This window comes from Streptomyces sp. SD31 (genome assembly GCF_052068475.1).
Lineage (GTDB): Bacteria > Actinomycetota > Actinomycetes > Streptomycetales > Streptomycetaceae > Streptomyces.
This window is the reverse complement of sequence record NZ_JBQHCX010000005.1, coordinates 192,008-215,008: the sequence shown is the minus strand read 5'-3', so window position 1 is coordinate 215,008 and position 23,001 is coordinate 192,008. Positions and strand designations below refer to the sequence as shown.

At 71.2% G+C, this 23,001-nt stretch carries 19 protein-coding genes; 11 read left to right on the top strand and 8 right to left on the bottom strand.

Features of this window, described 5'->3' with window-relative positions; genetic code table 11:
• Window positions 1–105 precede the first annotated feature (105 nt).
• The 6 genes from ACTMVF_RS13020 to ACTMVF_RS12995 all read left to right on the top strand — a co-directional run bounded on the left by ACTMVF_RS13020 (window position 106) and on the right by ACTMVF_RS12995 (window position 7,666).
• The gene (locus tag ACTMVF_RS13020; RefSeq protein ID WP_441271140.1) at window positions 106–1,203 is read left to right on the top strand and encodes a LacI family DNA-binding transcriptional regulator; all 1,098 of its coding nucleotides are present in this window, start codon (window positions 106–108) and stop codon (window positions 1,201–1,203) included.
• A gap of 370 nt (window positions 1,204–1,573) precedes the next feature.
• Window positions 1,574–2,917 (top strand): ABC transporter substrate-binding protein, encoded by a 1,344-nt coding sequence (locus ACTMVF_RS13015; protein ID WP_441271139.1) that lies wholly within the window; start codon window positions 1,574–1,576, stop codon window positions 2,915–2,917.
• Window positions 2,918–2,927: 10 nt separating this feature from the next.
• Window positions 2,928–3,812 carry a carbohydrate ABC transporter permease gene (locus tag ACTMVF_RS13010; protein WP_441271138.1) on the top strand — a complete coding sequence of 295 codons (885 nt, stop codon included), beginning with the start codon at window positions 2,928–2,930 and terminating at the stop codon, window positions 3,810–3,812.
• The gene (locus ACTMVF_RS13005) at window positions 3,812–4,750 is read left to right on the top strand and encodes a carbohydrate ABC transporter permease (protein WP_441271137.1); all 939 of its coding nucleotides are present in this window, start codon (window positions 3,812–3,814) and stop codon (window positions 4,748–4,750) included. Before ACTMVF_RS13010 ends, ACTMVF_RS13005 begins: the two co-directional genes overlap by 1 nt.
• 96 nt (window positions 4,751–4,846) lie before the next feature.
• Window positions 4,847–6,436, top strand: a complete 1,590-nt coding sequence (locus tag ACTMVF_RS13000) for a family 43 glycosylhydrolase (protein WP_441271136.1) — start codon at window positions 4,847–4,849, stop codon at window positions 6,434–6,436.
• A 174-nt stretch (window positions 6,437–6,610) separates the two neighbouring features.
• Window positions 6,611–7,666, top strand: a complete 1,056-nt coding sequence (locus tag ACTMVF_RS12995) for a LacI family DNA-binding transcriptional regulator (RefSeq protein WP_441271135.1) — start codon at window positions 6,611–6,613, stop codon at window positions 7,664–7,666.
• Between the two features lie 57 nt (window positions 7,667–7,723).
• Here the strand turns inward: ACTMVF_RS12995 and ACTMVF_RS12990 are convergent, their stop codons facing one another.
• Complete coding sequence (locus ACTMVF_RS12990) at window positions 7,724–7,894, bottom strand: hypothetical protein (RefSeq protein ID WP_441271134.1); 171 nt, start codon at window positions 7,892–7,894, stop codon at window positions 7,724–7,726.
• Between the two features lie 337 nt (window positions 7,895–8,231).
• On the opposite strand from ACTMVF_RS12990, the gene ACTMVF_RS12985 reads away from it, so the two are divergent.
• Window positions 8,232–9,383 (top strand): ferritin-like domain-containing protein, encoded by a 1,152-nt coding sequence (locus ACTMVF_RS12985; protein WP_441271133.1) that lies wholly within the window; start codon window positions 8,232–8,234, stop codon window positions 9,381–9,383.
• Between the two features lie 55 nt (window positions 9,384–9,438).
• Here ACTMVF_RS12985 and ACTMVF_RS12980 read toward each other — a convergent pair whose 3' ends face one another.
• Entirely contained in the window at window positions 9,439–12,276 is a 2,838-nt protein-coding gene (locus tag ACTMVF_RS12980; protein WP_441271132.1) for a BTAD domain-containing putative transcriptional regulator, read from the bottom strand.
• 471 nt (window positions 12,277–12,747) lie between these two features.
• Between ACTMVF_RS12980 and ACTMVF_RS12975 the strand changes: the two genes are divergently transcribed.
• Entirely contained in the window at window positions 12,748–13,773 is a 1,026-nt protein-coding gene (locus tag ACTMVF_RS12975; protein ID WP_441271131.1) for a DUF5954 family protein, read from the top strand.
• 74 nt (window positions 13,774–13,847) lie between these two features.
• Window positions 13,848–14,480, top strand: coding sequence for a VOC family protein (locus ACTMVF_RS12970; RefSeq protein WP_441271130.1), 633 nt, complete (start codon window positions 13,848–13,850; stop codon window positions 14,478–14,480).
• Here ACTMVF_RS12970 and ACTMVF_RS12965 read toward each other — a convergent pair.
• The 4 genes from ACTMVF_RS12965 to ACTMVF_RS12950 form a co-directional block, all read right to left on the bottom strand.
• On the bottom strand, window positions 14,477–15,577 hold the full coding sequence (locus ACTMVF_RS12965; RefSeq protein WP_441271129.1) for a PP2C family protein-serine/threonine phosphatase: 1,101 nt from the start codon (window positions 15,575–15,577) through the stop codon (window positions 14,477–14,479). The genes ACTMVF_RS12970 and ACTMVF_RS12965 overlap by 4 nt on opposite strands.
• A 205-nt stretch (window positions 15,578–15,782) precedes the next feature.
• Window positions 15,783–16,781, bottom strand: a complete 999-nt coding sequence (gap, locus tag ACTMVF_RS12960) for a type I glyceraldehyde-3-phosphate dehydrogenase (RefSeq protein ID WP_441271128.1) — start codon at window positions 16,779–16,781, stop codon at window positions 15,783–15,785.
• A gap of 100 nt (window positions 16,782–16,881) precedes the next feature.
• Window positions 16,882–17,838 carry a GlxA family transcriptional regulator gene (locus ACTMVF_RS12955; RefSeq protein ID WP_441271127.1) on the bottom strand — a complete coding sequence of 319 codons (957 nt, stop codon included), beginning with the start codon at window positions 17,836–17,838 and terminating at the stop codon, window positions 16,882–16,884.
• 44 nt (window positions 17,839–17,882) lie between these two features.
• Window positions 17,883–18,431 (bottom strand): GNAT family N-acetyltransferase, encoded by a 549-nt coding sequence (locus ACTMVF_RS12950; RefSeq protein WP_441271126.1) that lies wholly within the window; start codon window positions 18,429–18,431, stop codon window positions 17,883–17,885.
• A 76-nt stretch (window positions 18,432–18,507) separates the two neighbouring features.
• On the opposite strand from ACTMVF_RS12950, the gene ACTMVF_RS12945 reads away from it, so the two are divergent.
• Window positions 18,508–18,906 (top strand): VOC family protein, encoded by a 399-nt coding sequence (locus ACTMVF_RS12945; RefSeq protein WP_441271125.1) that lies wholly within the window; start codon window positions 18,508–18,510, stop codon window positions 18,904–18,906.
• 20 nt (window positions 18,907–18,926) lie between these two features.
• Here ACTMVF_RS12945 and ACTMVF_RS12940 read toward each other — a convergent pair whose 3' ends face one another.
• Both ACTMVF_RS12940 and ACTMVF_RS12935 read right to left on the bottom strand, forming a co-directional pair.
• Complete coding sequence (locus tag ACTMVF_RS12940) at window positions 18,927–19,631, bottom strand: helix-turn-helix domain-containing protein (protein WP_441271124.1); 705 nt, start codon at window positions 19,629–19,631, stop codon at window positions 18,927–18,929.
• 83 nt (window positions 19,632–19,714) lie between these two features.
• Window positions 19,715–20,875: a YihY/virulence factor BrkB family protein gene (locus ACTMVF_RS12935; protein ID WP_441271123.1), complete on the bottom strand. Its 1,161-nt coding sequence runs from the start codon at window positions 20,873–20,875 to the stop codon at window positions 19,715–19,717.
• Between the two features lie 135 nt (window positions 20,876–21,010).
• Between ACTMVF_RS12935 and ACTMVF_RS12930 the strand changes: the two genes are divergently transcribed.
• Window positions 21,011–22,645, top strand: coding sequence for an acyl-CoA dehydrogenase family protein (locus tag ACTMVF_RS12930; RefSeq protein WP_441271122.1), 1,635 nt, complete (start codon window positions 21,011–21,013; stop codon window positions 22,643–22,645).
• The last annotated feature ends 356 nt before the right edge of the window (window positions 22,646–23,001 follow it).

Genomic DNA, 23,001 nt, shown 5'->3' with positions numbered 1-23,001 from the left:
GGTTTCCCTGTCGTACGGCGAGAGACGAGGCCTCTGGCCATCCGGCGCGGGGCGCGACGCCCGGGCGTCCGGCAAGGCAGGCGCGACGGTGAAGGAGCCGCAAGGGTGAGTCAGCGCAAGGCGTCGAACGACGCCGGTCGGGCCACCATCAGGGACGTGGCGGAACGCGCGGGCGTCTCCGTCGCCAGCGTGTCGCGCGTCCTGTCCGGCAACTACCCGGTGTCGGACGATCTGCGCCGACGGGTGATGAAGGTCGTCGGGGATCTGGACTACGTCACCAACGCCCACGCCCGCTCGCTGGCCGGCGGCGGAACGCCGACGGTGGCGATCCTCATCAACAACATCACCGGCGCCGCGTTCGCCCATGTGGCGAAGGGGGTTGAGGGCGCCGCCACGCTGCGCGGCTGGCTTTCGCTGGTGGGGACCACGGGGGACGACCCCGAGCGGGAGCTCGCGCTGGTCAACCTCATGCGACAGCAGGGCGTCGCCGCCGTGGTGCTGCTGGGCGGCGCCTACGACTACGACGAGTACCAGCTGCGCATGGCCCGCTTCGCCCGTTCCCTCGACGCGGCCGGCTCCCATCTCGTGCTCGTGGGCAGGCCGCCGCTGGAGGGCGACGTGCCGGCCACGACGGTCGACTACGACAACGAGGGCGGCGCCTACGCCATGGCCAGCCATCTGTTGTCCGCCGGGCATCGCAAGGTCCTCGTGCTGCCGGGGCATGCCGAACTCACGACCGCCCAGGGCCGGCTGAAGGGCGCCCGGCGGGCTTTCGACGCGTACGGTGTGCCGTTCGATCCGGGCATGGTGCGGCACGGGCCGTACGACTACGAGCACGGATACGAGGCCGTCGAGGACGCCCTCGGGCAAGGGCTGGACTTCACCGCCGTGCTCGCCGGGACCGACGTGGTCGCCGCCGGTGCCATGCAGGCGTTGCGCGCGGCCGGGCTGCGGGTGCCGGAGGACGTGTCGATCGTCGGCTACGACGACATTCCGCTCGCCTCCCAGCTCACCCCCCAACTCACCACCGTCCACGTGCCGTACGAGGAGATGGGCCGTGTCGCGCTGCGCGCGGTGGCGGATCGGCGCGAGGGCGGTACCGGCCGCCGCAAGGGCGGTGACGGCGACCACCTCGTGCTGGGCACCCATGTCGTCGTACGCAACTCCGTGCAGCCGCCTGCCCGGCGGGGCGGACGGAAGTAACGCCCAGCAAATGTTTCGTAAGCGTTTTCCCGCTGCCTCGCCGGTCCTCGCCAGGCCCCTCGGGAGCGCTCCCCATCCGCGCGGAACCCCTCACCGAACAGCCTCCTACCTGCGCTTACGCACTCCAGCAGGGGCGTGGCCGACGCGCGCCCACAGATGACCGGGCGGACAACCCGGCGTAACAAATTTCCGCGCACCTCTTGCTATGAGCGGAGACGTCGGCCTACCGTCCCTGCAACCGCTTACTACAGCTTCCGCTTGGCCGACCCCCCGCAACCGCGAGCCGACGACTTCCGGCCGCCGTTCTGGCCGGCACCACCGAGCCGCCGCGTTCCGATAGAACGCTCTCATTCCGAAGGATCACGGTCAGATGAACTTCACCAGCCCCCGGAGAAGGTTCGCCTCCACCGCCGTCGCGGGAATCGCTCTGACAGGTCTGCTCGCCGCCTGTGGCGGATCCGGCTCCGGAGACTCGGACTCCGGTTCCAAGGCCTCCGGCCCCGTCACCCTCGACTTCTGGGGCTGGGCCAACGGCCAGGAGGCCGTCGTCAAGGCGTTCAACGCCAGCCACAAGGACGTCCAGCTCAAGTACACGAAGGTCACCGACCAGCTGACCATGCAGAAGCAGCTGACCAACGCCGTCAAGGCGGGCAACGCGCCCTGTCTGCTGCAGAACACCGGTGAGTACGTGACCAGCTGGGTCTCGCAGGGTGCGCTCGCCGACATCACGAAGTATGTCGAGGCCGACAAGGACAAGTTCAACCCCGGCTCATGGGCGGTCGGCCAGGTCCAGGGCAAGGTCTACGGCGTCCCGACCGCCTCGGCCCCCGCGTTCACCATCTACCGCACCGACATCTTCGAGAAGTACGGCCTGAAGGCCCCGGCGACCTGGGACGACTTCATCGCCGCGGGCAAGGTGCTGAAGAAGCACGACATCAAGATCACAAACTACGCCGGTGAGGACCCGAGCACCCTGGAGGTGCTCGCCATGCAGGCCGGGGCGAACTGGTACAGCATCGACGGCGACTCCTGGAAGGTCGACTTCCAGGACGCGGGCACCCTGAAGGCCGCCAAGGTGATCCAGGAGATCATCGACAACGACCTGAACGCCAAGCTGTCCTTCGCCGACTACGCGGCCGTGCAGCGCAGCTTCGACACCGGCGCCACCGCGACCCGGCAGATCTCCACCTGGCAGATGTCCGGCATGGTGCAGAACTTCACCAAGTCCTTCGGCGACTGGGCGCTCGCCCCGTGGCCGACCTTCAAGGGCGAGGCGGCCCAGACGCCGGCCGGCACCAACCAGAGCGGCAACCTGACGCTGGTCAGCGAGCAGTGCAAGAACCAGGAGCAGGCCGCCGAGGCGGCGCTGTGGATGTCCACCGACACCGGTGCGGTCAAGTCCATGGCGAGCCCGGAGACCGGCAGCGGTGTGATGCCGGCGCTGGCCGACAGCGAGTCGTACGTCTCCGAGGCGATCTCCGAGAAGCTGCTCGGCAAGAACTACGAGCCGGCCAAGAAGATCGTCACGGACAGCCTGGGAACCGTCCGGACCGGCTGGACCTTCGGCCCGAACTGGACCGCGATGTTCACCGAGATGCAGGCCGAGTGGGCCAAGGTCGTCAGCAAGGAGCAGAAGGTCACCGACCTCCTGGCGCACATGCAGGAGTGGACGGTCAACGACCTGAAGCAGCGCGGCATCAGCGTCAAGGGCTGAGGCAGACTCGATGATTCGCTCCCAGCGCTGGAAGGGTGCCGCCTTCACGGTGCCCTTCCAGCTCGGCTTCGTCTTCCTCTATCTGCTTCCGATCGGCTACGCCGTCTACCAGTCCCTGTTCCTGGAGAAGCAGTCCGGGCTCGGACTCGGCGGCGCGACCACGGAGTTCGTCGGCCTGGACAACTACGCCAAGGGCCTGACCGACTCGGCGTTCATGACCTCCATCCTCCGGGTGGTGCTGTTCGCCTGCGTCCAGATCCCGTTCATGCTGCTCATCAGCCTGCTGCTGGCGCTCTTCCTGGACGCGGTCACGGCGAAGGCGGCCGGCCGGTTCCGGATCCTGCTGCTGGTGCCGTACATGATTCCCGGCGTGGTCGCGGCCGTCGTGTGGGTCAACCTGTACAGCCCCGAGGTGGGCCCGCTCACGCCGCTCGGCGAGCTGTTCGGCTTCGACTGGAACTTCTTCGCGCCCTCGATGGTGTGGCCGGCCATCGGCAACCTGCTGACCTGGCACGGCATCGGCTACAACATGGTGATCATCTACGCCGCGCTCCAGGGCGTGCCCCGTGAGCTGTTCGAGGCGGCACGGCTGGACGGCGCCTCGGAGCTGCGGATCGCGCTGAGCATCAAGATCCCGTTCGTGCGCGGGGCGCTCGTGCTGACCGCGCTGCTGTCGATCATCCAGATGCTGCAGATCTTCAACGAGCCCGCGCTGTTCCGGAACGTGACTCCGGAGACGGTCAGCGACAGCTTCACGCCGATCATGATCATCTACAACCAGGCGTTCAACGCCGCCAACTACCACTACGCCGCGGCCCTGTCGGTGCTGCTCGCCCTGATCCTCGGTGTGGCGTCCTTCCTCTTCTACCGGCTGACCTCGAGGGAGGCGGACTGATGGCGCTGACGGAAGACCGCAAGGAAAGCGGCGCGGAAACGGCCGCCGTGCCACCCCGCCGGCGCACCGTGCGACGACTCACCAGCCCGGACGCGGCCTCGCGTTCCAAGGGCGGCCAGCGCTTCATGCTGCTCGGTCTGGTCCTGGCCAGCGTCTACAGCCTCTTCCCCGTGTACTGGCTGATGATCGCCTCGACGAAGGACCGCGTGGGGCTGTACCAGAGCAACGGGCTGTGGTTCTCCGGCTGGCACCTGTGGGACAACATCCAGCAGGTCTTCACCTACGACGACGGCATCTTCCTGCGCTGGACCGCCAACTCGTTCCTGTACGCGGGCGTCGGCTCGCTCGGCGGCACCCTCATCGCGCTGGCCACGGGCTACGGCCTCGCCCGCTTCGACTTTCCCGGGCGGGGCGCGGTGTTCGCGTGCGTGGTGGGCTCGTTCCTGATCCCGCTCGCGCTGCTCACGCTGCCGCTGTACCTGCTGTTCTCGGCGATCGGGCTGGTCGACACCCCCTGGGCGATGCTGATCCCCTGCCTGATCAACCCGTTCAGCGTGTATCTGGCCAAGGTGTACACCGAGGCCACGATCCCGTTCGAGCTCCTCGAGGCGGCCCGGATCGACGGCGCCGGTGAGCTGCGGATCTTCTTCAGCATCGTGCTGCGGATGATGACGACGGGCGGTGCGACCGTCTTCCTGCTCGCCTTCGTCAACACCTGGAACGCCTTCTTCCTCCCCCTCACCGTGCTGCGCGGGGAGGAGAACTGGACGCTCAACCTGGGTCTGTACAACTGGACCGGCAAACGCCTGGAGTCGGGCATCGACGTCACCAGCCTCGTCCTGACCGGCGCACTGCTGTCCATCATCCCGATGGCGATCATGATGGTCGCGATGCGGCGCTACTGGCGGACCGGCGTGACGCTCGGCGCCCTGAAGTGAGCCCACTGCCCGGGATCCGCACATGACTCCCTGGGGGCCGCGGGTAACCCTGACTCCCCGCGGCCCCCAGGTGACCGACGCCCCTGGAGTCCTCCCGTGACCCTCCTGCACAACCCCGTCATCCGCGGTTTCGCCCCCGACCCCTCCCTGGTCCGGGTCGGCGACTGGTACTACGTGGCCACGAGCTCCTTCGAGTGGTTCCCGACGATCCCGATCCACCGTTCCCGGGACCTGGCCCACTGGGAGTACGCGGGCCATGTCCGGGGCGCGGCCCCCGGTGACTCCCTGGCCGGTGTACCCGACTCGGGTGGCATCTGGGCGCCGTCGCTGAGCTGGGACGGGGAGCGGTTCTGGGTGGTGTACTCGGTCGTGCGCTCGGTGGGGACGCCGTACTTCGACCTGGACACGTACGTCTCCACGGCCACGGACGTCGACGGCAAGTGGAGCGCCCCGCGTCGCATCGCGAGCCACGGCTTCGACCCCGCGCTCTTCCCTCACGAGGGCCGGCTGTGGCTGCTCAACATGCAGAGCGACCACCGCCCGAGCGGGCAGCGTTTCGCCGGGATCGTCCTGACGGAACTGGACCGCGAGACCCTGGCCCCGGTCGGTGACACGCACCTGCTGCTTCAGCACGAACGGCTCATCGAGGGACCGAAGTTGCTCAAGCGCGACGGCTGGTTCCACCTCGTGCTCGCCGAGGGCGGCACGGGGGTCGAGCACGGAGTGCTGGTGGCGCGCAGTCGGGCGATCACCGGCCCGTACGAGCTCGACAGCCAACCGCTGTTGACGACACGCGACGATCCGTCGGTGCCGCTGCAGAAGGCCGGGCACGCCGAGCTGGTCGAGACGCCGGACGGCGAGTGGGTGATGAGCCACCTCACCGCACGGCCCTTGCAGACGCCGGACGGCCCGCGCTGCCCCCTCGGCCGGGAGACCGCGATCCAGGCGCTGACCTGGGACGACGCGGGCTGGCCCCGGCTGCGGCACGGGGGCTGGCACCCGGCGGTCGAGGTCGACGTACCGACATCTCCCGCCGAGCCGGAGCCCCGACCCACCGACACCGGCGACCCGTTGGGCTGGCCCTGGAGCACCCTGCGCGGCTACGCCGACCCGAGCTGGGCCGACGCGACCACCCGCCCCGGCTGGATCCGGCTGCGCGGCCGGCACGGTCCCGAGTCGCGGTGGGCGCACAGTCTGCTGGCGCAGCGCATCACCGAGCACCGTGCGGAGGCCGAGGTCACCGTCGAGGCGCGGCCGCGCACGTTCACGCAGGCCGCCGGGCTGGTCCTGCGATACAGCGCGGAGGCGTATCTGAGCCTCGACCTCACCTGGACGGAGCCCGAGGGTGAGGGACAGCACGGGCAGCAGTGGCGAGGTGAGGGCCGTACGGTGCTCAGCCTGGTGGAGCGTGAGGAGTTCGGCACCCGGCAGGCGGCCGTCGTGGAGGTGGACGCGAGCGCGCCGTTGACCCTGGGGGTGACGGTGGATGGGGGCGAAGCACGGTTCTGGTACGTCCGCGGGGGCGTCCGCACGCCGGTCGGCCCGCCGCTGGACTTCACCAAGCTCTCCGACGACTACGGCTCCAAGTTGCGCTTCACCGGTGCGCTGGCCGGCGTCCACGCCGTGGACCTGGTCGACTCGGCCTTCACGGCCGACTTCACGGGATTCCGCCTCACCTGCTGGTAGCCCCGGGCCGCCGTTGAGCCTGTTCGAAGTTTCGAAAGCCGTGACCGCATGCATTCCTGCGAACTCCGGCCTCTTTCGGAGTCCTCGCGGCGTATCTAGGGTAGGAAGCGCTTACTGTTTCCGGCTGGTCGAAACTTTTCAAGGCCCTCGGGCGGGCCGGAGAGGTGGTTCCCGATGGTCCGTACGGGCAGCGCGAGCATGGCGGCCGGGCCGACCCTGGCCGTCGTGGCCCGCGAGGCCGGGGTGTCCGTGCCGACCGCGTCCAAGGTGGTCAACGGCCGGGAGGACGTGGCCCCCGAGACCCGCCGCCGGGTCACCGAGGCGCTGGACCGGCTCGGCTATGTCCGCAGACCCCGCTTCGACGCGGCGAAGACACCGGGCCTGGTCGACCTCGTCGTGCACTCCCTGGACACCTCGTGGTCGGGCGCGGTGCTGCACGGTGTGGAGGCGGCGGCCCATGACGCGGGCCTGGAGGTGGTGGTCTCGGCCGGGCTGACCCGCACGCGGGGCGGCCGCCCGGAGCGCGGCTGGCTGGACAAGCTCATCGCGCGCGGCTCGTCGGGGGTGCTGTTCAACCTGGCCGAGCTGACGGCGTCGCAGTACGCGTGGCTGGAGCAGCACCGCATCCCGTTCGTGATGATCGACCCGGTGCTGGAACCGCCGCCGGGCGTGGTGTCGGTGGGCGCGGCGAACTGGCACGGCGGCGTCATCGCGACCGAGCACCTCCTGGCGCTCGGCCATGAGCGCATCGCCGTCATCGCCGGTCACCAGCGCAAGATGTGCAGCACCGCCCGGGTGGCCGGCTACCGCTCCGCGCTCGCCTCGGCCGGGGTACGGCACCGCCCCGAGTACGTCCGGCACGCAGGCTTCGACGAGGGTGTCGCCCGCCGCCGGATGCTGGACCTCCTCGACCTGCCCGAACCGCCGACGGCCGTCTTCGTCTGCTCGGACCGGATGGCCCTCGGGGTCTACGAGGCGCTGGCGGAACGGGGGTTGAGCGTGCCGGACGACCTGAGCGTCGTTGGCTTCGACGACCTGCCGGAGGCCCGCTGGATCGCCCCGGCCCTCACCACGGTCCGCCAGCCGCTGTCGGAGATGGCGGCGACGGCGCTGCGGCTGCTGGTGCGGATAATGGACGGGGACCGGCCGGAGAGTACGCGGACGGAGTTGTCGACGCGGTTGGTGCAGCGGTCGAGCACGGCCGGACCGCGCGATCGATCTCCTTGCTGAGTCCGTGAGTTGGGCCGCCTTACGCGGCTTGCCGGATACGCCCCCCACCGCCGGGGATCAGCGCCCGCCGGCCCGGTTCAGTGCCTCCTCGGCCTGGGCTGCCAGGCTGCCGACCAGGTCGGCTGCGGACGGCACGTCGTCGATGAGGTCGATGCCCTCGCCGGCCCCAGCGCGGCAGTGCGGGGATCCTGCCCCGTGCCACGGCGCCCTGGTACTCCTGCCGGACACGCGGGTCGGCGGTGAGTTCTTCCTCGCGGTCCCGCCACTCGTCGAGGAAGGGATGGCCCAGGGTGCGTGCGGTGTACCGCGCCGGCCACCGTGAGCCGCGGGCGATGTCCAGCACCCTGTTGCGCTCGGTGTCCTCCCCGCTGCCCTCGACTGCGGCGGGCGTCCGCAGCAGGACCGCGCGCGTTGGACCGACAGGGTGGTCGATGCGCCGCACGGCTCGTCTGCCCTGGTGGCGGCGGTGATGGCTGCTAGCTTCGCGAGCTGTCAAGGGGGTCCCGAGTGCGTCGAGCAGAGCGGGACCATGGCCATGAGCTGAGGCGAGGCGAGGGTGACGGGTATGGGCGAAGAGCCGGACGAGCCGGCGGTTTCTCCGTTCAGGCGCAGGAGTTTCCTGGCATCGGCCGCTCTGGCGGCAGGCGCGCCGGGGGCGGTCGCCGGTTCCGCGCAGGCTGCCGGGCTGCCGGAGAGCGGGCCGCTCGCCGCGCCCGGCCTCGGGTCCGTGGCGCGTCTGCTGGCCGTGCCCCAGGAGGGCCGCGGGGTCGCCTGGCTCAGGTCGGCCCTTCAGGTCGCCGTGGGACTCGAACTCGCCACCATCCCGCCCTACTTGTGCGGCTTGTGGTCCGTCAAGGACCGCGGCAGCGAGGTCGCGCGGCTCATCCAGCGCATCGTCGGCGACGAGATGTACCACCTGGGCATCGTCTGCAACCTGCTCGTGGCCGTGGGCGGGCGGCCGCAGATCAAGGCCGCCGCGCCCGTCTTCCCCGGCCCGCTGCCCGGCGGTGTGCGGGCCGGCGTGACGGTCTATCTGTCGGGCCTGACCAAGCCGTTCGTGCGTGACGTGATGATGGCGATCGAGGCCCCCGAAGAGTCGCTCGTCCGCAGCGCGCGCCCCTCGCCCACCGTCGGTGAGTTCTACGCCGACGTGCTGAATGCGTTCCGGGTGGTGCAGCCGGAACTGTCGGTGCGGGGGCAGTTGTCCCAGTACGTCTTCTCCGACGACCTGTATCCGATCGAGACCCTCGACGATGTCGAGAGCGCCATCGGGATCATCAGGGAGCAGGGCGAGGGCACCTCCAGTTCCCCGTCCGATTCCTTCGAGGACGACCACCCGGCGCACTACTACGCCTTCGGCGAGATCTACTACGGCCGGGAGCTGCGCGAGACCGACGACGGCTGGAAGTACGTGGGCGGGCCCGTCCCCTTCCCCGAGGTGCGTCCCATGGCCCGGATCCCGGTCGGCGGCTGGCCCCACCCGCCGGTCCACGTCGGACGGCTCCTGTTCCGTTTCGACGCGACCTACAGCACGGTGCTCGACACCCTTGACGCGGCCTGGGCGGGCGGCGGCCACCGCAGCCTGGGCGCCGCCATCCACGCCATGCGCGGCCTGGAGGACCCGGCCGTGGAACTGATGGAAACCCCGCTCCGCTACGCCCCGGGCACCTACGGCCCCCAGTTCCGCGCACTGCGCAAGCTGCGCCGCGACTCATGACGCCGTCACGCCGTGGCCCGGGACCAGGCACCGAGATCGGCACTGTGCCTCGGCCCTAACCCGCCGTCGGGCCGTCGAGTTCCCGCAGGAGTGTGCGCAGCTCGGCCACGTCCGCTTCGGGCGCGTTGATGTCGAGGTAGATGCCGAGGGCCTCCTGCAGAGCCTGACGGGCCGATTCCACGGCGCCTGTCGCGCGGTGGGTCTCGCTCAGGTGGACCAGGGTCTCGGCCTCGTTGTAGCGGTGGCCCAGGGCGCGGTTGAGGGCCAGGCTGTGCTCGTAGCAGTCGACGGCGTTCGGGTGGTCGCCGAGCTGGTGGTAGGCGTAGCCAAGGGTGTCCCAGGTGCCGGCCTGGCCTCGTTCGTCGCCCACTTCGCGCTGGATGGCCAGGGCCTGCCGACCGTGGCGTACCGCTGCGGCGTGGTCGCCGAGCCGGGCGTGGTCCCAGGCCACCGCGTTCAGGGCGCGGGCCCGTCCCGGGAGGTTCCCGAGCGAGGTGAACAGGTCCACGGCGCGCTGGTCGTGCCTGAGTGCGGCGGGCTTGTCGTCCTGCCGTTCGTACAGCCAGCCCAGGGCGAGGTGGGTGTGGGCGGCCGAGCGGAGGTCGCCGTCGGCCTCCGACAAGGCGAGCGCGTGGGCCAGTTCCCGGTGGGCCTCGGTGAAGCGGGCGGTCTCCGTGCACGCCCAGGCGAGGGCCCGGTGCGACTCGGCCCGGGCGGCCGGGTCCCCGAGACGGACGGCGGCGGCGAGCGCGGTGGTGTGGACGGCGGTGACGTCGGCCCAGCGTCCCCGGCGGGCGAGGAAGGTGGTGAGAGCCCAGGCCAGCCGCCATGCCTGGGCGTCGTGTCCGGTGCGTACGGCGTGCTCGACGGCCGCCGTGAGGACGGTGTGCTCGCGGGTGAACCAGGCCATGGCCTGGTCGTGCGTGGTGAGTTCCTCGGGGCGGGTGCCGTCCGCCGTCGGGGCCGGCGGGAGCGGGTCGCGGTGGGGCAGCAGGAGACGGTCGGCGGCGTATGCGGTGTGCGCGTAGTGGTCGAGTACGCGGGTGAGTGCCAGGGCCGCTTCGGTCGCGGGCGTCTCCTTCTCGGCCAGTTCGAGGGCGTACGCACGCAGCAGGTCGTGGCAGGTGAAGCGGCCGGGGATGTGTTCCTGCACGAGGTGGTGGGCCTGGAGGCGGCGCAGCCGGGTGCGGAGCCGGGCGGGCGGCAGGGCGGTGAGGCTCGCGGCGGCCGGCAGGCCGACGTCGGTGCCGGGTGCCTGGGCGAGCCGGCGGAAGACCCGGGCGGTGTCGGGGTCCAGGGCCAGGTAGGAGGAGGCGAAGACGGTGCGTACGTCACCGCTCGTCTCGCCGGTCTCCAGAGCGTCGAGCCGGGTTGCCGTGTCGCGCAGTTCGGCGGCCAGGGCGGTGAGGGTGAGGACCGGGTTGGTGGTGACGCGGGCGGCGAGGAGGCTGACGGCCAGCGGGAGCCCGGCACAGTGGTGGAGGAGTTCCGCCGCCGCTTCGGGTTCGGCGGCGAGCCGGTCGGCGCCGATGCGGCGGACCAGCAACTCGCGTGCCTCGGTGCCGTCGAGCGTGTCCAGGGTGAGCCGGCCGACGCCGTGGGAGGCGGCGAGTCCCGGCAGCTGGTGTCGGCTGGTGATGAGGACCGTGCAGGTGGGGCTGCCCGGCAGCAGGGGCAGCACCTGGTCGCTGTCGCGGGCGTTGTCGAGCACGACCAGTAAGCGCCGGTCCGCGGTGAGGCTGCGGTACAGCGCGGCCTGGGACTGCGGGGCGGTGGGCAGGCCGGCGGGGTCGGTGCCGAGGGCCTCCAGGAAACCCCGCATGACCGCGTACGGGTCCGTCGGCTCGCCGGACGGGGTGAAGCCGCGCAGATCGGCGTACAACTGGCCGTCGGGGAAGAGGTCTTGCTGGTCGTGGGCCCAGCGCAGCGCCAGCCAGGTCTTGCCGACGCCGCCGGTGCCGCAGATCGCGACGGTCGGGACGCTGCCGCCGTCCGGCTTGACCTGTGGGGCCAACAGCTTGTCCAGGCGGGCGAGTTCGCTGCCGCGTCCGGTGAACAGGGGCGGCCGCGCCGGTAGTTGGCGGGGGCGCGCCTCGGTGGCGGCGCGGGCGGAGTTCGGCTTGTCGCCTCTGGCCGGCGGCGCGAGCCGCGGATCCGAGATCAGGATCCGCTGGTACAGCTCCTGCAGCGGGGGCCCCGGGTCGATGCCCAGCTCGTCGGCGAGACGACGCCGTACGACCTGATAGTGCCCGAGGGCGTCGGCGGGGCGCCCGCCGCGGTAGAGGGCGAGCATCAGCTGGGCGGCGAGCCGCTCGTCCAGCGGGTGGCTGTCGGCGAGGGCCGGCAAGGTGGCCAGCAGGTCGCCGTGGTGGCCGCGACGCAACTGGACGTCGGCCCGGTCCAGGACGGCGGCGAGCCGTTCCACCCGCGCTGTTTCGCGCTGGGCGGTGAACCAGGGGCTGTCCATGCCGGGACACATCTCACCCCGCCACAGCGCGAGGGCCTCCTCGAACAGTCGTGCCGCCTCGTCCTCCTCCCCCGCGTGCGCGGCGGTGCGCGCCCGGGCGGCGAGGGCCCGGAAGCGGTGCAGGTCGGCGGCCGAGGGCGCGACGACCAGCTCGTACCCTCCCGACCGCCGCGCGATCCGCGCCTCCTCGGCCACGGGCCGCAACGCCCGGCGCAGCCTGGAGAGGTAGCTGTACAGCGTCTCCCGGGCGCGCTGCGGCGGCCTCTCCCCCCACACCCGGTCGACGAGTCGGTCCACCGTGACCACGTGGTTGGCCTCGCACACCAGTACCGCGAGCACGCACTGCTGCCGCGCCGGACCCTGATCCAGCCGGTGGCCGTCGACCAGGACCTCGACCCCGCCCAGCACACGGAACTCCACGGCCACATGAACCACCCCCGAGGCAGGATCCTAGGGCCGAAGCAAGCGGCTCTGACCAGCTAATTCCAGCACTTTTCAAGGTGTGGACAGGGTCGCCCGGCCAGGGTGGTGGCCAGGGCAAAGGAGCCGGGATGCGTACTCGTCATCCGACCAACCTGGGGACGGGGGAATGACGGAGGGCCACTTAGGGGGGTGGCCCTCCGTCGTGCGTCCTGGGCCTGTCACCTTGCCGGGCTGGGTACTCGGGGTGCCGGTGGAGCCGGGCGCCCAGCAGCTCGCCGTAGTACGGCCGGTCGTACTCGGTGCAGGCCGGGGGTGAGCACCTCGCCGCTGGTGGAGAGGAGGACGACGGCCGTGCGGTTCGGTCCCACCGGTGCCGGTGACCCGAAATCTTCGGCTCCCCGGGTCACTCCAACAACCCGGGTTGTTGGGTCGGTTCACCCGCGCGTGCAGCCCCACTCCGGAAACAATGTGTACATGACCCATGACTGGCAGCGACAGATCCACGCCCTCCACGACGAGTTGGTCCGCCGCGACGACCCCGCCGCCTGGGTGCGGGAGGCCGACGCGGTGGACGCCTCTCTGCTCTATCCCGGGTTCGCCCTGCGTGGGCCGGTGTTCGGGGTCGCCGTGCAGGATCCGGCGGTGGGGCCCGAGTGGCGGGTGCTCAAGCCGGTCGTGAACGGGATGCCGCAGATGTGCCGGGACTCGCTGAACACCCATCTGTGGTTCCGCGCCAAGGACGACACCGACGATCCGGCCGTACGGCGTGAACTGCTCGCCGCCGTGGAGGTGTTGGAGCGGGAGCCGGTCAACGAGGTGGAGGCGTGCGGGGCGCGGTACCGGATCGTACGCGGGGACGAGTTCTCGCGCTGCGACGGCAGCAACCGGCTGGAGCCGCCTCGTCCCACCGACCCGGAGCCCGCCGAGCGGACCTGGGACCTGCGCGCCGACCACACCCCCTCCCCCGACCTGGACTTCGTCCTCGATCCGGATCGCGTGGACGGTGGCCCGATGACGGGCGCTCTGCTGGGGGCGCTGCGGGACTTCGCCTACCGGGGCGTGCGGTTCCCCGTGAACCTGCGCAGGGACTCGGAGCGGGCGGTGCGCTCGCACCCGCAGGTCGTGCTGTTGCCCACCTGCTTCGCCGTGGTCGAGCGGGAACGGACCGGCTGGGAGCCGTCCCTCGCCCTCCAGTCCACCCCGCACGACGCCCGGCGCGTGCTGCACGACGCGATGATCGAGATGTGGCCCATGCTGTACAAGTTCGACGACGAGAAGAAGGCCGTGTACGAGAAGGCGGCCGAGGAGTTCCGGGCGCTCGAACGCGCCGACGAGGCCCGGGTGGCGGGCCGGGTGTTCCGGATCTGCCGTGTCGAGCGCCTGCTGCGCATGGGCCCCGACGGTCCGGAGACCCCGCGCCCGTCGGACATCGACGAGTACGGCCCGATGAAGATCCATCCGACGCTGCTGCTGGACGGCACGGTCGTCTTCGACGAGTGAGACCACGGACCACCGACCCGTCCTGGCGCACAGGTGTTCCATAACGCGGGCCGCTCTGCGTAGCCTCGGCTGCGATGAACGCCATCCCCGCGCTCCTGGACCATCTCGTCCTCGCGACCCCGGACCTGACCGCCACGGTCGCCGACTTCGCCCGACGCACCGGCGTGACCCCGGCCCCCGGCGGCGTGCACGTCGGGCTCGGCACCCGTAACCATCTGGTGTCCCTGGGCGGCACCAGCTACCTGGAGATCATCGGCCCGGACCCCGATCGGTCCGCGCCCGGCCGGCCCCGCCCCTTCGAGGTGGACGGCCTCACCACAGCGCGCACGGTCACCTGGGCGATCAGCCCGCCCGACCTGGACGCGGCCATCGCGGCCGCCCGGGCTCAGGGGTACGACCCGGGCCCGGCACAGTCGATGAGCCGCCGCAGACCCGACGGCACCCTGCTGGAATGGCGGCTCACCGACGGCGACGACGCCCACCCCTCCGGCCTGGTCCCCTTCCTCATCGACTGGAGCGCCACGGTCCACCCCACCACCTCGGACCTGCCCACCACACCGCTGCTGTCCCTGTCCGCGAGCGCCCCCGAGCCGGACGAGATCCGGCCCCTGCTCGCGGCACTCGGCACGGACCTCGACCTCACGGCGGGCCCGGTGGGGATGTCGTTCACGGTGGACACGCCGCTGGGGCCGGTGACGTTCCACTAGCCGCAGGGCTCATCGGGAAGGCGGTATGCGGCGAGGGCCGCAATGTCGTCGTCGAGGCTCCCGCCGCTGTAGGCGAGCAGGTCCTGGTGCAGGCGGTCCAGGAGTTCGCGGGGAGGGAGGGTGACCCAGGCCCGGATGCGCTCGGTGAGCGGGTAGAAGGATCCGGTGGGGTCGCGCGTCTCGGTCACGCCGTCGGTGTACAGCAGCAGCCGGTCGCCGGGGTGGAAGGGCGCGACGTCCACGCGATAGCCGTCGCCGAGCAGAATGCCGAGGTTGATGGGGAGAGCCGGGTCGGCCGAGTCCAGTTCGGTGACCCCGTCGGGGCCCAACCGCAGGGGTGGCGGGTGGCCGCAGTTGACGATGCGGACCAAGGGTTCATCATCGGGAACCTCGGCGAACACGGCGGTGACGAAGCGCTCCGCCGCTTCGCTGCCCGGTAGCAGTGCGGCCCTGCGGCTCATGCTCTGCTCGACACGATGCGCCACCCCGGCCAGATCGGGTTCGTCGTAGGCGGCCTCACGGAAGGCGCCGAGCATCGTGGCGGCCGTTTCCACCGCGAGCAGACCCTTGCCCCGGACATCGCCGATGAGCAGTCGGACTCCGTGCGCGGTGGGCACCGCCTCGTACAGATCACCGCCGATGCGTGCCTCGGCGGCAGCAGACAGGTAGAGGGCCTCCAGCGAGACCCGGCCGAGGCGGCGGGGCACCGGGCGCAGCAGCACGCGCTGCGCGGTCTCGGCCACGGAGCGCACGCTCGCCAGCGTGCGCTCGCGGCGCGTTCGGTGGGCGGCCATGATCGTGCCGAGGACGCCGACCAGGGCGGTGCAGACGTAGGCGCCCACATAGTGGCGGTCCCACAGGTGCCCCACCATGCGCCCCGCACAACACGGGGTGCCGGCCAGGACGCCTTCGAACACGACGGCGAACGCCGCGATGGCTGCGACACCGACAGGTGGGTGGGCGTAGGCGGCGACCACGGGGAGCGCGATGAGCAGGAAGCTCACCGGCCACTGCACCGGAGTGAGCGGCTCGAGCACCAGGATGCCCGCGACGTAGAAGGCCGGCAGCCAGCGCATCCATGCCGGCGGGGCAGGCACCTGCGGACCCGTGCCGTTCGCCTGCGCCGCACGGCGGCCCTCGGCTCCACGACGGCCCGGCCACCTCACCGCTCACTCACAAGTACTCCTGGCAGACCTCGACCACATTGTCATGATCTTCATCGTAATTCCACGACATGGGCGATTCATCGTGGTCACCATGAGCGACACCACCACCGCGGCGAGCCGTCGCCGCGGCATTTGATCAACCGGTGGCGAGGAGTTCGAGCGTGTCGATCACGCGGTTCGAGAAGCCCCACTCGTTGTCGTACCAGGCGACCACCTTGACGTGCCGTCCGTCGACGCGGGTGAGGGCCGAGTCGAAGATGGACGAGGCCGGATTGCCCATGATGTCGGACGACACGAGTGGGTCGTCCGAGTACTCGAGGATGCCGGCGAGCGGTCCCTGCGCCGCGGCGCGGTACGCCGCCAGCACGTCGTCGCGCGTCACGTCGCGGGCGACGGTCGTGTTGAGTTCGACGATCGAGCCCACCGGAACCGGCACGCGGATCGAGTCGCCCGACAGCTTTCCGTCGAGGTTCGGCAGCACGAGGCCGATCGCCTTGGCGGCGCCCGTCGTGGTCGGCACGATGTTGACGGCCGCGGCACGGGCGCGGCGGGCGTCGCGGTGCGGACCGTCCTGCAGGTTCTGCTCCTGCGTGTAGGCGTGCACCGTCGTCATGAAGCCGTGCTCGATGCCGGCGAGTTCGTCCAGCACCGAGGCCAGCGGCGCGAGCGCGTTGGTCGTGCAGGAGGCGTTCGAGACGATCGTGTGCACGGCCGGGTCGTAGGCGTCGGTGTTGACCCCGAACGCGAGCGTGACGTCGGCGCCGTCCGAGGGCGCGCTGACGAGCACCTTCCTCGCGCCCGCGTCGAGGTGGGCCCGGGCGGCCTTGGCGGAGGTGAAGCGGCCGGTCGCCTCCAGCACGATGTCCACGCCGAGTTCGGCCCACGGCAGCTGCGCCGGCTCGCGCTCGGCGAGCACCCTGATGCGTCGGCCGTCGACGACGAGGGCGTCCCCGTCGGCGGTCACCGGGCGACCGAGCCGACCGGCCGTCGAGTCGTAGGCGAGCAGCCGCGCAAGGGTGGCGGGCTCCGTGAGGTCGTTGACGGCGACGACCTCGAGGTCACTGGTGCGTTCGAGCAGCGCGCGCAGCACATTGCGTCCGATGCGGCCGAATCCGTTGATGGCGATACGAGTCATGAGAGCTCTCCCTTCGGTTCGTCACCAGCGTCGCGTAAGGGGTTCGCCCATGACCGCGGCGTGAGCGCCACGGTTCGAAAGGATCTCGCCAGGCGGCCGGCTACTCGCCCTGGGCGAACGTACGCCGGTACTCGCTCGGCGTGGTGCCGAGGATGCGGTGGAAGTGCAGCCGCAGATTCGTGCCGGTGCCCAGACCGACGTCGGCGGCGATCTGTTCGACGCTCCGCTCCGAGCGCTCCAGCAGCTCACGGGCCATGTCGATGCGGGCGCGCATGACCCACTGCATCGGCGTGTACCCGGTGTCCTCGACGAAGCGCCTGGAGAAGGTGCGCGGCGAGACCGCCGCGTGCCGGGCGAGCACATCGAGGGTGAGGGGATCGCCGAGCCGGTGCAGGGCCCACTCGCGGGTGGTGGCGAACCGCTCGCCGAGCGGCTCGGGCAGGCTGCGCGGCACGTACTGTGCCTGACCGCCGCTGCGGTAGGGGGCCGCGACCAGCCGCCGGGCCGCGTGATTCGATGCGGCCACCCCGAGGTCTCGGCGCAGCACATGCAGGCACAGGTCGATGCCGGAAGCGGCGCCGGCCGACGTGAGCACGCTGCCCTCGTCGACGAACAGCACGTTCTCGTCGACTCTGACGAGTGGATGCTTCGCCTTGAGCGCCTGTGAGTAATGCCAGTGCGTCGTGGCGCGCCTGCCGTCGAGCAGACCCGTGGCGGCGAGCGCGAAGGCGCCCGTGGAGATGGCGGCGAGCCGCGCGCCCCGATCGTGGGCGGCGAGCAGCGCGTCGACGACGGCCGACGGAGGATCGTCGCGGTCCGGAGACCGGTAACCGGGGATGAAGACGATATCGGCCCACGCCAGCGCGTCGAGGCCGTGGGCGACGTGGTACGACAGGCCGTCGCCGCCGGTCACGAGACCGGTCTGCGCACCGCAGACCCGCACCTCGTACGGCATGCTCGCCCGGGTCGTGAACACCTGCGCGGGAATGCCGACGTCGAGCGGCTTCGCACCCTCGAGCACAAGGACGGCGACGCGATGGAGGTGGGTGGACGGCACGGGGAACACGGTACGAGGGGCATTCTGGCGGTCAGCGGCCGAGCTCAACCGGACGGCGTGACCCACGACCGCACGCCGAACCACTGCTCGGCGCCGTACTCCTCGAACCGCTCCACCTCGGTGAACCCCAGTTTCGCCGCGAGGCGCATCGCGCGGTCGTTGGCACTCTGGGTGCAGAGCACCACCGGCTCGCCGGGAAGCGCGTCGGCGAACCAGTCGAGTGCCGCCGTGCACGCCTCGGCGGCGTACCCGTATCCCCACGCCCGCGGCAGGAACATGTAGCCGAGTTCGGTCTCCCCGGCATCCGGACGGATGTGCCCCGGACGCTCCGCCTCGCGCCGGTCGAGCGTGATCATGCCGATCATCGCTCCGTCGAGATCGATCACGAACAGGCCGGGGCGCCGCCCGGGCACCTCGGGCACCGCGCCTTCGAGCTCAGCACGCGGTCGAGGGCCGCCCAGGTAGGTGCCCACCTCCGGCGAGGCGAACAGTTCGATGAACGCCGCACGGTCCCGGGCCTCGGACTCGCGGAGCACGAGCCGCTCGGTCCTGATCGGCGCAGGTGGCCACGCGACGGCTCCGAGTTCAGTCATGGCAGGCAACTTATCCCACGCCTGTGTGTCCGATTCCTTCAAGACCGGCCGTCACCGGGCTGCCTACGGTGGCCGCATGACTCCACGATTCGATGCCATCGGCCTCGTCGTCTCCGACATGGCCGCCTCCGTCGTCTTCTACCGCCGCCTCGGCTTCGCCTTCCCCGACGGCGCCGAGAACGAGCCGCACGCCGAGGCTGAACTGCCGGGCGGTCTGCGGTTGTTGCTCGACACGGAGGCGACCGTGCGCTCCTTCCACCCCGAGTGGCAGCCGCCCACGGGGGGCGGTCGGCACTCGCTGGCGTTGCGGTGCGCGGACCCGGGTGAGGTGGACGCGGTGTACGGGGAACTGGTCGGCGCCGGCTACCACGGCGAGCTCAAGCCGTGGGACGCCTTCTGGGGCCAGCGGTACGCCTCCGTCCAGGACCCGGACGGAAACGGCGTCGACCTGTTCGCGCCGCTGGGGCCCTTCTGACGGATCTCCGCGGAGATCCGTCAGAAGGGCCCCTGGCCGCCGCGCCGGCCGAGTAGCTCGCCGAGCGGCATGCCCGCCAGCTCCTTGACGTCCCGCGCGAGATGGGCCTGATCGGCGAACCCGGCCCGCACGGCCGTGTCCGCGAAGGCCACGCCGTCCCGTGCCAGGGCGAGGGCCCGTCGCAGCCGCAGGATCCGGGCCAGCGTCTTGGGGCCGTAGCCGAAGGCGGTCAGGCAGCGTCGGTGCAACTGCCGGGCGCCGAGGCCGAGTTCGTCGGCGGTGGCGGCGACGGGGCGACCCGCGTCGAGGGCGGTGACGACCCGTAGCAGCAGCGGGTCGGGCGGCTCGGCGTCGGCGGCCCGCTCCAGCGCCACGTCTTCGAGCGCGGTCACGGGGTGGGTGGCGGCCCCGACACGTCCGCACAGCCGTCGTACCTCCGCGGCCGGCCACAGGTCCGCGAGCTCGACCCGCCGGTCGCGCAGCTCATGCGCCGGCACGCCTAGCAGGCCGGGCGCGGTACCGGGGTGGAAACGGACGCCGACCCAGGTACTGGGAGGGCCTTCGGTGACGTACGCACGCGTGTCGGGCCCCGCGACGAGCAGCCGCCCCTCGTTCCAGAGCAGATCCATGCACCCGTCGGGCAGGACAGGCCCCACGCTCGTGCCGGACGGAGTGTTCGTCCAGACGACGGCGCCCAAGAGCCGAGACGCCCGTTCCGTATACACGTACGCCAGCCTACGACTCGCTCCTCCAGGGGCGCGGGGCTGTGTCGATATGCGGCTCCGCCGCGGGGGCGCGACCAGCCCCCTCAGGCCCCGCCCTGGTCCTCCGGCTTGTGCGGCGGATGCGTGTGGGTGCTCTTCACATGGGTCCGCAGCCGGGACGACACGTCCTCCGGCGGCAGGAAGCGGGACCAGCGCTCGGGGAACTCCGACGGCATGTCGGGGTCGTCGGGGTCGTCGAGCCCGGGCTCGCGGCCGGCGGCGTGGCGGGCGACGTACTCGGCGACCTGGGCCTCGCGCAGCCGCTCGTTGGCGGCGCGGGCCGCGGCCGTCGCGGCGGCCGGCCAGACCCGGTCGATCGCGGCGTTGACCGCGGCCCCGACGAGCACGGCGAACGCGGACACGCCGATCCACAGCATCACGGCGACGGCGGCGGCGAGGGACCCGTAGATCGACGCGCCCTCGATCGTGTTCGTCAGGTAGATGCGCAGCAGGAAGCTGCCCAGGACCCACATGCCGAGGGCGACCAGCGCGCCGGGCACGTCCTCGATCCAGGGTGAGCGGACCGGCACTGACACGTGGTACAGCGTCGTCAGGAACGCGATCGACAGGACGATCACGACGGGCCAGTACAGGACCTGCACCACGGTCTCCGACCACGGCACGATCCGCACCACCGCGTCCGGCCCCGCCACCATCAGCGGCAGCGCCACCGAGCCGATCAGCAGGGCCGCGATGAACAGCAGGAACGCCACCAGCCGGGTCTTGACGATGCCCCGGACGCCGTCGAGGCCGTACATCACGGTGATGGTGTCTATGAAGACGTTCACCGCACGCGACCCCGACCACAGGGCGAACAGGAAGCCGACGGAGATGACGTCGGGGCGGCCGCCGTGCATCACGTCGTCCAGGATCGGCTGGGCGATCTGGCGCACGCCCTTGTCGGACAGGACGGTGCGTGAAGCCTCGATGAGGTTGGCCTCCAGGCTGCTGATGGTGTCGGTGCCGGTCCAGTCGTCGACGTAGCCGAGGAGGCCGATCATGCTGAGCAGCAGCGGCGGAACGGACAGCAGCGTGAAGAACGCGGCCTCGGCGGCGAGGCCCAGGATGCGGTACTCGATGCAGGAGTTGACGGTGTCCTTGATCAACAGCCAGGCGGTCCTGCGCTTCGAGACGTTCCGGTAGAGGACGCGCGCCCGGTGGAGACGACCGGAGGTCCGCTGGGGGGATTCACTTGCTGGCTGCACGACCTAAAGGTATCCGCCGTACGGGAGCGCACTCATCACGGCGCCGGGTGCGCACCCTCGCCACCTGCCCGATCCCCACGCCGGTGTCGTGTCAGGCTGGAGACCACCGCCCCACTCAGGGATAGGTTCACAGGTATGGCAGGCAGCACGCACACCGTGACCAACCAGCCCCCGCCCCTGGTCGGATACGACGTCTACACCGCCGACCGGGCCCTGACCGCGTCCGTCGAACGCCACCTCGCCCCGGAGCTGCTGGACGAGGTCCGCAGCGAGCTGGCGGCGCTCGGGCGGACGTGTGGATCTCCCCAGGTGCAGGAGTGGGGGGTGCTGGCCAACGACAATCCACCGCGGCTGCACACGCATGACCGCTACGGCCACCGTATCGACGAGGTCGAGTTCCATCCGTCCTGGCACCGGCTGCTCGGCAAGGGCGTCGCGGCGGGGATGACCGCGGCCTGGGTCCGACCGGGCGGGCATGTGCGGCGGGCCGCGGCCTTCGTCATGTGGTCGCAGGTCGAGGCCGGCAACGGCTGCCCGCTGTCCATGACCCACGCGGCGGTCCCGGTGCTGCGTACGGACCCCGACCTCGCCGCCGAGTGGGAGCCGCGGCTGACGTCCATGATCTACGACCGTGAGCTGCGGCCCGCCCGGCTCAAGGCCGGGTCCCTGTTCGGGATGGGCATGACGGAGAAGCAGGGCGGCAGCGACGTACGCGCCAACGCGACGGCCGCGCGCCCGCTTCCCGACGGTGAGTCGTACGAGCTGACCGGGCACAAGTGGTTCTGCTCGGCACCCATGTCGGACGGGTTCCTGGTGCTGGCGCAGGCTCCGGGCGGGCTCACCTGCTTCCTCGTGCCGCGCGTGCTGGAGGACGGCAGCCACAACGTGTTCCTCATCCAGCGGCTCAAGGACAAGCTGGGCAACCGCTCGAACGCCTCCGGCGAGGTCGAGTTCGACGGGACGTGGGCGCGCCGGGTCGGTGACGAGGGGCGCGGGGTGCGCACCATCATCGAGATGGTGGCCGCGACCCGGCTCGACTGTGTGCTGGGCTCGGCGGGGCTGATGCGGCAGGCCGTCGCGCAGGCGATCCACCACTGCGACCACCGCGAGGCGTTCGGCGGGAAACTCGCCGACAAGCCGCTCATGCGCAACGTCCTCGCCGACCTCGCCGTCGAGTCCGAGGCGGCGACCACCCTCGCGCTGCGGCTCGCGGCCGCCTACGACGACGGCGGCGAGCAGGAGCGGGCGCTGCTCAGGATCGCGGTGCCGGCCGCCAAGTACTGGGTGACCAAGCGGTGTACGCCGGTGACGGTCGAGGCGTCCGAGTGCCTGGGCGGCAACGGGTACGTCGAGGAGTCCGGGATGCCCCGGCTGGTGCGCGAGTCGCCGCTGAACTCGATCTGGGAGGGCGCGGGCAACGTCCAGGCACTGGACGTCCTGCGGGTGCTGCAACGGGAGCCGGCGGCGCTCAACGCCTACCTGCAGGAGGTGGGCAAGGCCCGCGGCGCCGACCACCGCCTGGACACGGCGATCAAGGGCCTACTGACGGAACTGGCCGACTTGGAGGGCATCGAGGCCCGCGCCCGCCGCCTGACCGAGCGGCTGGCACTCGTCCTCCAGGGTTCACTGCTGGTCCGCTTCGCGCCGCCGGAGGTCGCGGACGCCTTCTGCGCCTCCCGGCTGGGCGCCGACGGAGGCATGGCCTTCGGCACGCTGCCCCACAGCCTGGATCTGGCGTCGATCGTGGTCCGGGCCCGCCCGGTGCCCTGACACGTCCGGCACACCGGCCGACCCAGGGGCGCGGGGCTGTATTGATATGCGGCTCCGCCGCGTGGGCGCGACAAGCCACGACGGACCCGCAGCCGCCAACGCAACAGGCAGCGGCACCCCCGTCGCGAAGCGGCTGAACCGCCGGAGGCAAGGGGTGGTGCTGCGCCGACACGGCACCACCCCCGCCATGGCCCGTTCGAGGCCGCGAACGCCGCTCGGGACGGCGTTGCTCAAGTTTCAATCAGGCCAGGACGGTCCACCAGGGTTGCAAGGGGTTGCAACTTGTTGGCGTCCGAGTGCGGAGTGCGTCCCTCCGCGAGCATCGGACGGCACTATGAAACGCACAGTCAGTATGA

What these genes read in the sequence shown, in the direction of transcription:
- ACTMVF_RS13015 (WP_441271139.1), top strand. Translation starts at nt 1,574, where the DNA reads ATGAACTTCACCAGCCCCCGGAGAAGGTTCGCCTCCACCGCCGTCGCG.
- ACTMVF_RS13010 (WP_441271138.1), top strand. Translation starts at nt 2,928, where the DNA reads ATGATTCGCTCCCAGCGCTGGAAGGGTGCCGCCTTCACGGTGCCCTTC.
- ACTMVF_RS13005 (WP_441271137.1), top strand. Translation starts at nt 3,812, where the DNA reads ATGGCGCTGACGGAAGACCGCAAGGAAAGCGGCGCGGAAACGGCCGCC.
- ACTMVF_RS12995 (WP_441271135.1), top strand. Translation starts at nt 6,611, where the DNA reads ATGGTCCGTACGGGCAGCGCGAGCATGGCGGCCGGGCCGACCCTGGCC.
- ACTMVF_RS12985 (WP_441271133.1), top strand. Translation starts at nt 8,232, where the DNA reads ATGGGCGAAGAGCCGGACGAGCCGGCGGTTTCTCCGTTCAGGCGCAGG.
- ACTMVF_RS12975 (WP_441271131.1), top strand. Translation starts at nt 12,748, where the DNA reads ATGACCCATGACTGGCAGCGACAGATCCACGCCCTCCACGACGAGTTG.
- ACTMVF_RS12970 (WP_441271130.1), top strand. Translation starts at nt 13,848, where the DNA reads ATGAACGCCATCCCCGCGCTCCTGGACCATCTCGTCCTCGCGACCCCG.
- gap (WP_441271128.1), bottom strand. Translation starts at nt 16,781, where the DNA reads ATGACTCGTATCGCCATCAACGGATTCGGCCGCATCGGACGCAATGTG.
- ACTMVF_RS12950 (WP_441271126.1), bottom strand. Translation starts at nt 18,431, where the DNA reads ATGACTGAACTCGGAGCCGTCGCGTGGCCACCTGCGCCGATCAGGACC.
- ACTMVF_RS12945 (WP_441271125.1), top strand. Translation starts at nt 18,508, where the DNA reads ATGACTCCACGATTCGATGCCATCGGCCTCGTCGTCTCCGACATGGCC.
- ACTMVF_RS12930 (WP_441271122.1), top strand. Translation starts at nt 21,011, where the DNA reads ATGGCAGGCAGCACGCACACCGTGACCAACCAGCCCCCGCCCCTGGTC.